Origin of the sequence: Pseudomonas sp. MF6776, assembly GCF_016613125.1 — a bacterium.
Classification (GTDB): domain Bacteria; phylum Pseudomonadota; class Gammaproteobacteria; order Pseudomonadales; family Pseudomonadaceae; genus Aquipseudomonas; species Aquipseudomonas iridis.
Genome location: NZ_JAENSQ010000007.1, coordinates 100,253 through 112,127, shown reverse-complemented (window position 1 = coordinate 112,127; position 11,875 = coordinate 100,253). Strand labels below are relative to the sequence as shown.

Annotated in this window: 8 protein-coding genes and 2 tRNA genes; 1 reads left to right on the top strand and 9 read right to left on the bottom strand. The window is 59.9% G+C overall.

What is annotated here, in order from left to right:
- Positions 1 to 149 precede the first annotated feature (149 nt).
- From JJD74_RS10600 to JJD74_RS10580, 5 genes are all read right to left on the bottom strand, one after another.
- Complete coding sequence (locus tag JJD74_RS10600; RefSeq protein ID WP_200613565.1) at positions 150 to 461, bottom strand: DUF3077 domain-containing protein; 312 nt, start codon at positions 459 to 461, stop codon at positions 150 to 152.
- 585 nt (positions 462 to 1,046) lie between these two features.
- Positions 1,047 to 2,342, bottom strand: a complete 1,296-nt coding sequence (locus tag JJD74_RS10595; RefSeq protein ID WP_042557942.1) for a virulence factor family protein — start codon at positions 2,340 to 2,342, stop codon at positions 1,047 to 1,049.
- A complete protein-coding gene (gene mprF / locus JJD74_RS10590) occupies positions 2,342 to 4,981 on the bottom strand; it encodes a bifunctional lysylphosphatidylglycerol flippase/synthetase MprF (RefSeq protein ID WP_200613562.1) in 2,640 nt (879 codons plus the stop codon). Before mprF ends, JJD74_RS10595 begins: the two co-directional genes overlap by 1 nt.
- A 278-nt stretch (positions 4,982 to 5,259) precedes the next feature.
- Positions 5,260 to 5,336 (bottom strand) — tRNA-Met (locus JJD74_RS10585).
- A gap of 220 nt (positions 5,337 to 5,556) precedes the next feature.
- Positions 5,557 to 5,633, bottom strand: a tRNA-Met gene (locus JJD74_RS10580).
- 279 nt (positions 5,634 to 5,912) lie between these two features.
- Here JJD74_RS10580 and dinB point away from each other — a divergent pair.
- Positions 5,913 to 6,974 (top strand): DNA polymerase IV, encoded by a 1,062-nt coding sequence (gene dinB, locus JJD74_RS10575; RefSeq protein ID WP_200613556.1) that lies wholly within the window; start codon positions 5,913 to 5,915, stop codon positions 6,972 to 6,974.
- A gap of 95 nt (positions 6,975 to 7,069) precedes the next feature.
- On the opposite strand, the gene JJD74_RS10570 is transcribed toward dinB, so the two are convergent.
- The 4 genes from JJD74_RS10570 to JJD74_RS10555 form a co-directional block, all read right to left on the bottom strand.
- Complete coding sequence (locus JJD74_RS10570; RefSeq protein WP_042557944.1) at positions 7,070 to 8,023, bottom strand: hypothetical protein; 954 nt, start codon at positions 8,021 to 8,023, stop codon at positions 7,070 to 7,072.
- Positions 8,024 to 8,040: 17 nt separating this feature from the next.
- Positions 8,041 to 9,756: a proline--tRNA ligase gene (locus JJD74_RS10565; RefSeq protein ID WP_200613534.1), complete on the bottom strand. Its 1,716-nt coding sequence runs from the start codon at positions 9,754 to 9,756 to the stop codon at positions 8,041 to 8,043.
- Between the two features lie 129 nt (positions 9,757 to 9,885).
- Positions 9,886 to 11,445: an AmpG family muropeptide MFS transporter gene (locus JJD74_RS10560; RefSeq protein ID WP_047299999.1), complete on the bottom strand. Its 1,560-nt coding sequence runs from the start codon at positions 11,443 to 11,445 to the stop codon at positions 9,886 to 9,888.
- 43 nt (positions 11,446 to 11,488) lie between these two features.
- Positions 11,489 to 11,842 carry an MGMT family protein gene (locus JJD74_RS10555; RefSeq protein ID WP_115146429.1) on the bottom strand — a complete coding sequence of 118 codons (354 nt, stop codon included), beginning with the start codon at positions 11,840 to 11,842 and terminating at the stop codon, positions 11,489 to 11,491.
- Positions 11,843 to 11,875 lie beyond the last annotated feature (33 nt).

Here is an 11,875-nt window from a genome sequence, read left to right as displayed (position 1 = left end):
CTTTTTTGTGCCTGCGGGTCCCACCTGATTCCTGCATCAATCCCCTGTGGGAGCGAGCCTGCTCGCGAAGGCGTAGTGTCAGTCGAGGAATCTGATGGCTGATCCACTGCATTCGCGAGCAGGCTCGCTCCCACAAGGGTTTGGCTGTGTTACTTGCTTACAGGTAACTCTTCTTCAGACTCGGTCTTCGTGCGCGCAGGTCGTGGCAGCAGTGCTTGTATCACGTCGTCAATCAGAGCCTTGCCCATCACCGTCAGATAGTGTGCGGCCCAGGCATGGCGGTCGGTGTCTTTGGCGTAGGCAGCGTCTTCTGCGAAGGATTTGGCGAGGTACAGCAGGTCGGAGGATTGGGACAAGGCATCGATGATCGGGATGCCGGAGCGAACGTTGAAAAACGCTTCATTCGCGTTGTAGAGGAAGGGGGTGAAGCCGATGGTTTTCAGATCAGATTGATTGCTCATGTTCAATTCCCTTGATTTCGAGAGCTGCCGCATCCGATACCAAGCGAATGGGTGGCAGCTGTGCGCAGGTTGGTAAACCGGGGAATCAAGGAAACCGGCACGCCCGAAAGCGTCCCACGCACAGCTGCCATAACACTGGACAACAGACGGAAATACGCCTGAATCGTGTTAGGTGCGCTGTTGCGCCTTATTCCACCGGGTTACCAAGCCCGATCGCTGAATGGGTCAGCGACGTCTGGAGAGTATCCCGTCAAAAAACAGCACAACAGGGCGGCAAGGCGCCGCAACACGCGATTCGGAGTTTGCCTACAAGGTCTGTGGGCGTCATCCGATATTGCGAGACTGGAAGTAAACGAAACTAAACGTCTGGCAGATATGCCTGGAGGAATTGATATCCGAATCCAGCGCAATGCCCCTGTGGGAGCGAGCCTGCTCGCGAATACGTACTCTCAGTCAACGAATCTGTTTACTGACCCACCGAATTCGCGAGCAGGCTCGCTCTCACGGGAAATTTTGGCGGCTGCCGGAATGTAAAAAGCCCCCGCAACTGCAAAGTGGCGGGGGCTTTTGTTTGGGCGTTTCAGATCACTCTTCAGCCACCTGACTCGCCGCCTGACGCTTCTGGATCAAGTCCACCAGACGCTTTGCCAGCGCCGGATAGTTCTCATCGAAGTGATGACCACCCGGCAGTTTCACCGCTTCACCCACCGCAGTCTTGTCAGTGCAGCCGCTTTCATCGGCCTCTTCTTCACCATAAATGCATACGACCTTGGCCGGTGGCAGCTTGGCCATTTCCGGGCCGGTGGCGGCTTCTTTGCCGGCGTTGCCGAGCCAGCCTTCGACTTCGATTTCGAAGCTGCCGGTGCGGGCGAAGGCCAACAGGATGATTGCGTCGACGCGCTGCTGCTCGGTGTCCGGCAGGCGATTGTAGATCGCTGGCAGGACGTCGGCGCCGAACGAATAACCGGTGAGAATGAAGCGCTTGGTGCCCCACTTTTGCCGGTAGTGTTGCATCAGTTCGGTCAGGTCCAGGGCGCTTTGTTCAGGACTCTTGTGCTGCCAGTAGTAGCGCAGGGTGTCGATGCCGACGACCGGGTAGCCGATCTTGGCCATTTCACCGGCCACGTCGCGGTCCAGGTCACGCCAGCCGCCGTCGCCGGAGAGGAACAGGGTTACGGTGTCCTTGGCCTGACCGGCCGGCACTTCAACCACCGGGATCGCCAGACCACCATTGGCCTTGTCGCCACCGACGAGGATCTTGCGCAGTTCGTTGTTCAGTACTTGCGGCAGGTTGATGTCGTAGTCGCTGATGCTGGTTTCGGCGTTCGGTTGATCGCGCACAAAACCTGCGCTGGCGTCGTCGGGGTTGTCGTTCCACGCCACCAGCCAGTGGCCGTGGGCGGCGGCTTTCGGCAGCAGGTGAGTGCAACCGGGTTTTTCCAGTGCGAGGTCGACGGAGATGGCCTGAGCCTTGTCGTCCTTCTGCTCGGACAACCAGCGCCAGGCCAGCACGGCGCCCGGGCCGATGCCGCTAACGAGTGTGGCCGGGCCGTTCAGTTCGCGCAGACCGGTTTGCAGGGCGCGGCTTTGCAGCAGGCAGTCCTTGGGCAGAATCACCTGAACGATCTGCGCCGAGGCGCTGCGGCTCAGGGTGGTCAGTTGCTTTTCAGAGAGTTTCTGGTCGTCGTTGACCGCGACCAGCACCTGCGCCTTGGGTTTGGTGCCGGGGATGACGCGGGTCAAAACGGTGCCGTCTGCCGCCGTAATAGGTTCGAGCGTTGGTTCCGGTGCCGGGCGTTTGAGGTACCAGAAACCGCCGCCGGCAATCACGGCCAGCACGATCAGTGCGGCCAGGATGTACTTCAGGGAGCGTTGAATCATCAGCGTTTCACCAATCCAGTCAAGCCGCCCGCGATCAGGGCAGCAGTGTCGGCCAGCGCCACCAACGGATCGAGTCCGGCGGGCACGGCCATATAACGGGGTTCCCAGTCAGGCTGGAATTTGTCTTTGAAGCGGCGCAAGCCTTGGAAGTTGTACAACTGCTCACCACGGCGGAAAACCATCGAGCCCAAACGCTGGGTCAACGGTGCACCACGCCGGGGTTGCAACCCCGACAACGGCACCATGCCCAGGCTGAAGCGCGCGTATCCGTGACTCTTATAGTGTTGAATCAGGCCGACCATCATGAATTCCATGGTCAGTTTTGGCGCGTCCGGGTGTGCGCGCATCAGGTCGAGACTGGCCAGGTCATGGCTGTAGGTCTCGAGCAGATTGGCAAACGCCACCGGGCGGCCTTCGAAGCGAATTACCGCGATGCGGAAATGCTTCAGGTAATCGTCGCTGAAACGGCCGAGGGAGAAGCCTTTCTCGCGCACGTTCTTGCCGGTCAGCCAGGCATCGGAAATCACCTTGAGCTCATCCATCGGCGCCTGACCCGGTTCATGGATCTCCAACGACAGGCCGTCGCGGGTGCCACGGTTCCAGGTGTAACGCAGATCCTTCATCTCCTTGCCCTTGGCTTCGAGGTCAAAGCGGGTGAGGTCGACCCGCGCTTCTTCGCCAAGCTTGATCGCAGTCAGGCCGATGTCCATGTAGTACGGCAGGTTCTCCGCGCGCACTTGATAGAACACAGGGCGGGCGTGGTGGATGTCGCACAGGTCGCGGAACTGCCAGATCATCTCGGCCCGTTGCTGGCCGGGGCCGATCGGGTCGTACAGGGCTACCAGACTGCGGCCACGGCGGGCGTACATCAGGAACGCTTCGTCGTTCTGGTGAAACAGCAACGCCTTGTCACCGGTCAGCGCGAGGCCGCCATCGGGTTGAGACGAGGCCATCAGAATCTTTGAGGCGCGATCCAGTTCGTCCGGCGTTGGCAGGTGAATGACCGGGCGCGCGGTGCGCAGCAACCAGGTCAGGGCAATCACCAGCAACAGTACTGCGGCGCCGAGCAGCGAGCGCAGACCGCGTGGGGCGTCAGCGTCGAGGGTGAACTGCCACCAGAGTTGATGGCTGTAAGGCACGTCTTGATAGGCGAACAGCAACAACCAGGCTGAAGCACCCAGCACACACAGGCTGGCTACCAGATACAGCGGCGAGAACGGCAGCTCGGTCAAGCGGCTCGGGCGATAGAACGAGCGGCGGAACACCGCCAGCAGACTTGCCGTCAGGGTCATCAACAAGGCTTCTTCCCAGTCGAAACCCTTGAGCAGCGAGAGGAGGGCGCCGACCAGCAACAGAATGGTGGTCAGCATCCACGCCGCCGACAACCGGCGTCGCAAGCCTTGGGCCAGCAACAGACACAGCACGCCGATCAGGCTGGCGCCGAAGTGCGAAGCGTCGACCAGTCGATGCGGGATCAGAAAACCGATGTGCTCCAGGCGCGTATCGATCTCTGGGGTGGCGCCGGAGAACAGCAGCACCACGCCGGACAGAAATACCAGCACCGCCAGAATCGGCGCAGCCAGACCGGATGCTGCGCGCATGGTCTGGGTCTGAAACAGGCGCTGGCCTTCGTTGATCAGCAGGAATACACAAGCCACCAGCAGCGGCGCCACTACGTAGATCAGGCGATACAGCAGCAGCGCAGCGGCGAGTGGCGCGGCACCAAGCTGATTGGCGAAGGCGGCCAGCAGAATCGCCTCGAACACCCCGACGCCGCCCGGCACGTGGCTGAGCACACCAGCGGCCAGGGCCAACAGATACACCAGCAGAAACGCGCCAAACGGCGGGGCTTCCGGCAGTAACAGATAAAGCACGGTGGCGGCAGCGGCAACGTCGAGGGCGGTGATGACGAGTTGCATGAACGTCAGGCGTCGACCCGGCAGGCGCAAGGTGCGGCGGCCGGCCTTGACCAGCAGATTGTGCGCGAATGGTTGTTCCGGCAGGCGCCGACGATAGATGCCGATCGCCAGAATCGCGCCCAGCAGGAGTACGGCGCCAGCAACAGTGCCGAGCAATCCTTCAGACAGCCCCAGGGCCTGGGATGCGCCGGGCAGATCGCTGAGGGTCGCGAGTGCGGCCAGCGGTGGCAAGGCGCAGCCCAGCGACAGGCTGGCGAACAAGGTCATGTGCGCGACTTCCGATGCGCTCACGCCAAGCCGTGCATATAAACGGTAGCGCACCGAGCCGCCGGACAGCAGCGACAGGCCGATCGCGTTGCCTATCGCAAACGCGGTGAAGCCGCCGAGGGCCAGCGTGCGTGGTGGCAATGTCACGCCAGCGTAGCGGGCGGCCGACCATTCATAGCCCAGTAGAATAATGAAGCCGACCACGGTCGCACCGAATGCGCCGAGCAGGGCAGGTTTCGGTACCTCGAGAATCGAGTCGTGCAAGGCATCGAGATCGAGTTCGGCGAGCAAATGGCGACAGGCAATCAGTGCGATGGCAAACAGCAGCAGAGTGACTGCCAGACCGATGGGTTGACGGTATTTGCTTAACCGATCCAGCAAGCGCAAACGCTCGGGTTTGATCGGATGTTCCGCTGTGACATTGCCTTGTGGATCAGACGAGTTGGCGCGCATCAATCACCTCTTGGATTGTGCGCGACAGGATGGAGGTATCCAGCCAAGTTACCAATCCCTGTAGAAAAAAATAATCACAAAATATTACGCCTCTCGCCGAGGCTCGGCGAGGGCAGTCATGGATTGCAGGCGTCTGCGCCGCGACTCAAGCATAGTCGCAACTCGGCGTTTCTGATGATCCTGGACGGTTCACTGCACGATGACAGCTCATTGTTGCGAAAGGACTTTTTCAGCAGATACAAAAAAGGCCACTCTTTCGAGTAGCCTTTTTTGATGTTTGGTTGCGGGAGCCGGATTTGAACCGACGACCTTCGGGTTATGAGCCCGACGAGCTACCAGACTGCTCCATCCCGCGTCTGTGTGGCGGCATTCTACAGGCGAACGGCGGGGTGTCAACCGCTAATCCCGTAAAGGGTCAAATAAGTGCGAAATAGCGTCAAACGGTCGCACGTGACGGGTAACCCTAAGAAATGCAACGAATTCCCGTTTGGAGGAGGGCGTTCCTTACAGTCTTTCTTTTGCAAAACAAGCGCGCACAAAAAAGGCCACTCTTTCGAGTAGCCTTTTTTGATGTTTGGTTGCGGGAGCCGGATTTGAACCGACGACCTTCGGGTTATGAGCCCGACGAGCTACCAGACTGCTCCATCCCGCGTCTGTGTGTCGGCATTCTACAGAGGATCGCCGGGGTGTCAACCTTCAATCTGGATAAAATCCGTTGAGGTTCAATCGGTTAGCGCTTTTCTTGATGGTTGAAACAGGCCGCAGGGCAGGTGGGGCAAGGCTTTCAGCTCTATTGGCGGTCGTTCTTCGATTGAGAAAATAAATTCACCGAAGCTTCCTACCGAAGGAAAAGAACATTCTGACCACTGGTGCTATATACAGTTGTGAGTGAGATACTGCCGATCCGGTTCGCCACGTTTCCTTTTCTGACATGACTCAGCGAAAAATCATCCACGTCGACTGTGACTGTTTCTACGCCGCCATCGAGATGCGCGATGACCCGCGTCTGGCCGGCAAGCCGTTGGCGGTGGGCGGGTCGGCGGATCGGCGCGGGGTGATTGCCACCTGTAATTACGAGGCGCGGGCGTATGGCGTGCGCTCGGCCATGTCCTCCGGCCACGCTCTAAAGCTGTGCCCCGACCTGACCATCGTCAAGCCGCGCATGGATGCTTACCGTGAAGCGTCTAAGGAAATTCACACGATTTTTGCTGATTACACTGACTTGATCGAGCCTTTGTCGCTGGATGAAGCCTATCTCGACGTGTCGGACAGCGCGCATTTCGGCGGCAGTGCCACGCGTATTGCCCAGGACATCCGCCGCCGCGTTTCCAATCAGTTGCATATCACTGTCTCCGCAGGCGTGGCGCCGAACAAGTTTCTGGCGAAGATTGCCAGCGACTGGAAGAAGCCCAACGGTTTGTTCGTGATCACCCCGGATCAGGTCGAAGACTTTGTCAGCGGCCTGCCGGTCAGCAAGCTGCACGGTGTGGGCAAAGTCACCGCAGACAAACTGGGCCGACTCGGCATCGTCGACTGTCAGCACCTGCGCGAGTGGGACAAGCTGGCGCTGGTGCGCGAATTCGGCAGTTTCGGTGAGCGAATGTGGAGTCTTGCTCGTGGGATCGATGACAGGCTGGTGCACAACGACAGTCGCCGTCAGTCGATCAGCGTGGAAAATACCTACGACGTTGATCTACCGGATCTGCGCAGTTGCCTGGACAAGTTGCCCGAGCTGCTCGAAACCCTGAAAACCCGCATGGCCCGTATCGACAGCAGTTATCGGCCGGGCAAGCCGTTCGTCAAAGTGAAGTTTCACGACTTCACCCAGACCACATTGGAGCAGGCCGGGGCAGGGCGGGATCTGGGCAGTTATCAGTTAATGCTGACGCAGGCATTCAATCGCGAGGGTAAACCGGTGCGGTTGCTTGGGGTCGGGGTGAGGCTGGAGGACTTGCGGGGTGGGTTTGAGCAGATGGAATTGTTTGAGCGTTGACCTGTAAAAGCAAAAGATCGCAGCCTTCGGCAGCTCCTACGTTGGAATGCATTTTCCTGTAGGAGCTGCCGAAGGCTGCGATCTTTTAATAGCGCTTAATTCGGTCCTGGGTCCGCGACCAATCGCCCGGCATCCTTGGTCAGCGACTTGAGAAACTCAGCCTGCAACTCAGGATCGTTACGCGTCAACTCGATCAAGCTCTGTTCCAGTTCGCTGGCTTCTTCTTCCAGCCCCAGTTCCGAGAGACGTTTGACCCGGTGGACCCACTCGCTGACTTCGTCATCTTCCAGATCGTCGTAGATCAGCCCGTGCGCCTCCAGCAATTTGCCGCGCAGGTGGCTGCTGATCATCAGGGATGAGTCAGAGTGCACGTCATCCTTGGCATCCTCGACGCTGATCTGCAATTTGCCGACATGGTTGAGGTCGTTCTCGGCAAACGGACTGTCGAGCAGGTTCAGACGCAAAACGCCGTTACGGTCGGTGGTCATCTCGAAGGTCTGCTTGCCAGCCTTGACCTGCACTGGCCGCTCGCTCCACGGCAGGCTCGAATACTCCGTGCGCTTGTCGCGCTGGATTTCATCGATGCCGGCGAGGTTCTGTTGCGCACGACCGTTGGATTGCACGTTCATGAACGGGTTGAGCCCGGCAAAACCGTAGCTGAGCCAGTCCCGGGTCACGCTGTCCGGCAGATTGCCGAGCGCGAAGACGTTGACCACGTTCGCGCCGACGCCGCCGACCACCGCCACCGCACCCAACGGAATCTCGTAGACCTCGCGCCAGGGTTGGTAAGGCGTGTAACGATCGTAACGGCGGGTGACTTCGAACTCGGTGACTTCGAAAGTCTTCTGCTCGTTGATCTTTACGCGTCGCTGCGGCAGCTCAAGCACCTTGGGCTCACCGACATCAATCTGCAGGCGGTGATCGAGCAGTTTTCGCTCGACCCGCTCTTCGTGCTCGCTGCGTTGTGACATGTGATTGGCACAGCCGCTGACCAGCAGGGCACCGCACAGGGCGGTGCCTCCGAGGCCCAAGGTGTTTCGCTTGAACATGACGTCTCTATCTGGTTTCAGCGGCGGATACGGGCCTGAAGGAAGGACAATACGTCAGCCACCGGCAGCGCTTGCGCCTCGCCTTCGGTACGGCTCTTGTATTCCAGGTTACCTTCGGCGAGGCCGCGGTCACTGACCACGATCCGGTGTGGAATGCCGATCAGTTCCATGTCTGCGAACTTGATGCCCGGGCTGGTTTTCTTGTCGCGATCATCCAGCAGCACTTCGAAACCGGCCGCAGTCAGTTCTGCGTACAGCTTGTCGGTGGCTTCGCGCACCTGCTCGGTTTCATAGCGCAGCGGTACGAGGGCGACCTGGAACGGCGCAAGAGTGTCGCTCCAGATGATGCCGTTTTCGTCGTTGTTCTGCTCGATGGCGGCTGCCACTACACGGGACACGCCGATACCGTAGCAACCCATTTCCAGGGTGACAGGCTTGCCGTTCTCGCCCAGCACTTCGCACTTCATCGCTTTGCTGTACTTGTTGCCCAGCTGGAAGATGTGCCCCACTTCGATGCCGCGTGCGATTTCCAGAGTGCCCTTGCCGTCCGGGCTTGGGTCGCCAGCAACCACGTTACGCAGGTCGGCCACGGTTGGAACCGGCAGATCGCGCTCCCAGTTGACGCCGAAGTAGTGCTTGTCGTCGATATTGGCACCGATAGCGAAGTCGCTCATCAGTTCGACCGAGCGGTCGATGATGATCGGCAGTGGCAGGTTCAGCGGGCCGAGCGAACCGGCGCCGGCGCCAATCGCGTCACGCAGGTCGGCGTCGGTGGCCATGACCAGCGGGCTGGCAACGCCAGGTTGCTGGGCTGCCTTGATCTCGTTGAGTTCGTGGTCGCCACGAATGACCAGCGCGATCAGCTTGCCTTCTTCTTCGGCGCGCACGATCAGGGTCTTGATGGTCTTTTCAATCGGCAGATTGAATTTTTCCACCAGTGCGGCAATGGTCTTGGTGTCTGGCGTATCGACCAGACGCAGCTCTTCGCTCGCAGCAGGGCGCGAAGTTTCGCGCGGCACTGCCTCAGCCTTCTCGATGTTCGCCGCGTAGTCGGAGCCGTTACTGAAAGCGATATCGTCTTCGCCGGATTCGGCCAGTACGTGGAACTCGTGGGAACCGGCGCCGCCGATCGAGCCGTTGTCGGCTTCAACCGGACGGAATTTCAGGCCCAGACGAGTGAAGATGTTGCAATACGCCTGGTGCATGCGGTCATAAGTGACCTGCAGCGACGGCTGATCGGCGTGGAAGGAGTACGCATCCTTCATGATGAATTCGCGGCCGCGCATCAAGCCGAAGCGTGGGCGGATTTCATCACGGAATTTGGTCTGGATCTGGTACAGGTTGATTGGCAGCTGCTTATAGCTGCTCAACTCGTTGCGCATCAGATCGGTGATCACTTCTTCGTGGGTCGGGCCCGCGCAGAAGTCACGACCGTGGCGGTCTTTGAAGCGCAGCAACTCAGGGCCGTATTCTTCCCAGCGTCCCGATTCCTGCCACAGTTCGGCCGGTTGGGTGCTCGGCATCAACACTTCCAGAGAGCCGGCGGCGTTCATTTCTTCGCGAACGATGGCTTCAACCTTGCGCATTACCCGCAAGCCCATCGGCAGCCAGGTGTACAGGCCCGAGGCGAGTTTGCGGATCATGCCGGCACGCAGCATCAGCTGGTGGCTGATGACGACCGCATCGGAAGGCGTTTCTTTCTGTGTGGCGAGCAAAAATTGACTGGTGCGCATGGTTGGCCGTTGTCGGTTGCTAAGACTGGAAATGACGGAGCAGTGTACCGGCGAGTTTTGCTGACGTACAGAAGTGCGGCCGGCAGTGAGTTCCAACGGCGGGATTCCTCCCGCCGTTGGCGAAACGTCTTACGATTCGTCCACGAGTGGCGTCGGTACAGGCTCGGGCGTTGGCGTCGGGCCTTCGCGGCGGCTTTCCTGGAACCAGTGCAGCGCGATCAGCACCAGTGTCGGCACACCGAGCAGTGCGGTGATCAGGAAGAAGTTGTGGTAACCGAACTTCTCGACCATGACCCCGGAGTAGCCGCCGATCAGGCGCGGCAGCAGGAGCATGATCGAACTGAGCAGCGCGTATTGCGTCGCGGAGAACTTCAGGTTGGTCAGGCTCGACAGGTAAGCGACAAATGCAGACGTCGCCAAACCGGAACTGAAGTTGTCCAGGGAAATGGTCACCATCAGCATCTGCAGGTTCGGGCCCATGTCGGCGAGCATCAGGAACAGCAGGTTGGTGCCCGCCGACGCTGCGCCGCCGATGAGCAGGATCGGCAAAATGCCGAAACGCACAATCAGCAGTCCGCCCATGCCAGCGCCGACGAGGGTCATGATCAGGCCGAATATCTTGCTGACACTGGCAATCTGATCCTTGGTGAAACCCTGGTCGATATAGAACACGTTGGCCATCACGCCCATCACCGTGTCCGACATCCGATAGGTGGCAATCAATCCGAGCAGCAGCAGCGCTTGCCAGCGGTAGCGCAGGATGAAGTCGTTGACCGGCGTCAGCACCGGTGCCAGCCCGCGACGCCCCATGGCCGACAGGCACAATGCGGTGAGCAGCGTATAGAGGATGGCGCGCAGGAAGGCACGGTCTTCCAGCAGCAGATCAAGCAGGCTGGCGCCTTCGAACAGCACGCTGGCGAAGTCGGTGTTGTAGAGCTGCGTGAACATCGCCGGCACAGACACCAGCAGGACGATCAGCACGAACACGGACATCAGTTGATGCATGAAGGTGTAGCGCCCGGCCTGCAACTGCGTGCGCAACGGTACAGGCGGTTCGCGCATGAACAGCGTTGTCAGCAGGGCAGGGATCATTAGCGCGCCAAACAGCAAGTAGGTGCCGGCCCAGGCCGAGTGCTGATAGTTGAAGCCGGTTGAGCCAAAACCTTCAGCGAAAAACAGTGCGCCGGCAGTCGCCAGCAGCGCGGCTATGCGATAGCCGGACATGTAACTGGCAGCGAGTGCGGCTTGTCGGCTGTCGTCGGCGATTTCCAGGCGATAGGCATCGACCGCAATGTCTTGGGTCGCGGAAGCGAAGGCAACGATCACCGCAATGGCGATCAGCCAGGACAGATGCTTCTGCGGATCGCAGAAGCCCATGCCGATCAGGCCCAGGATTACCAGTGACTGCGAAAGCACCAGCCACGAACGGCGACGGCCAAGCTTGCCCAGCAACGGCAGGCGCCATTGGTCGAGCAGCGGTGACCAGACCCATTTGAATGCGTAGGCGAGACCGATCAGGCTGGCGTAGCCGATGGTTTCACGGGCCACGCCGGCTTCACGCAGCCAGACCGACAGCGTTGAGAACACCAGCATGTACGGCAGGCCGGCGGCGAAACCCAGCAACAACAGCACGAGCGTCGAAGGACTGGCATAGGCGGCGAGCGCGGCGCGCCAGGTTTTACGGGGCATGGGCTGAAGTCTGCCTCAAGATTGCGGGAACAAAGCGCGCACTCTAACCGCAGTGCTCTACCGGACGCCAGCCATGGCGTTGAATATCCACACGATTGTTCAGGACGGTGATGCCTTCCATGCGTAAACGCGCGCGTTGTTCATCGCCCGAGGGGCTGCCTGCCGGCAGGCTGATCCGACCGCCGGCACCGAGAACGCGGTGCCAGGGCAGTTTGGTGTCGCTGGGCAATTGGCTGAGCGTGCGGCCGACCCAGCGGGCGGCGCGCCCCAACCCGGCGAGATCAGCCAATTGACCGTAGCTGACGACTTTGCCAGCGGGCACTTGTGCAAGGGTCGAGTAGAGCGCCGTGCGTCGGATTTGCGCCTCGCTTTCGCCTTCATGGATCGGGTCTGTCACGTACGCGGTTCCTGAACGGGGTCGAATTAATGC

Coding starts and splice junctions, on each gene's coding strand:
- JJD74_RS10560 (WP_047299999.1), bottom strand. CDS start 11,445: ATGCCCCGTAAAACCTGGCGCGCCGCGCTCGCCGCCTATGCCAGTCCT.
- dinB (WP_200613556.1), top strand. CDS start 5,913: ATGACTCAGCGAAAAATCATCCACGTCGACTGTGACTGTTTCTACGCC.
- JJD74_RS10600 (WP_200613565.1), bottom strand. CDS start 461: ATGAGCAATCAATCTGATCTGAAAACCATCGGCTTCACCCCCTTCCTC.
- JJD74_RS10570 (WP_042557944.1), bottom strand. CDS start 8,023: ATGTTCAAGCGAAACACCTTGGGCCTCGGAGGCACCGCCCTGTGCGGT.
- mprF (WP_200613562.1), bottom strand. CDS start 4,981: ATGCGCGCCAACTCGTCTGATCCACAAGGCAATGTCACAGCGGAACAT.
- JJD74_RS10565 (WP_200613534.1), bottom strand. CDS start 9,756: ATGCGCACCAGTCAATTTTTGCTCGCCACACAGAAAGAAACGCCTTCC.
- JJD74_RS10595 (WP_042557942.1), bottom strand. CDS start 2,342: ATGATTCAACGCTCCCTGAAGTACATCCTGGCCGCACTGATCGTGCTG.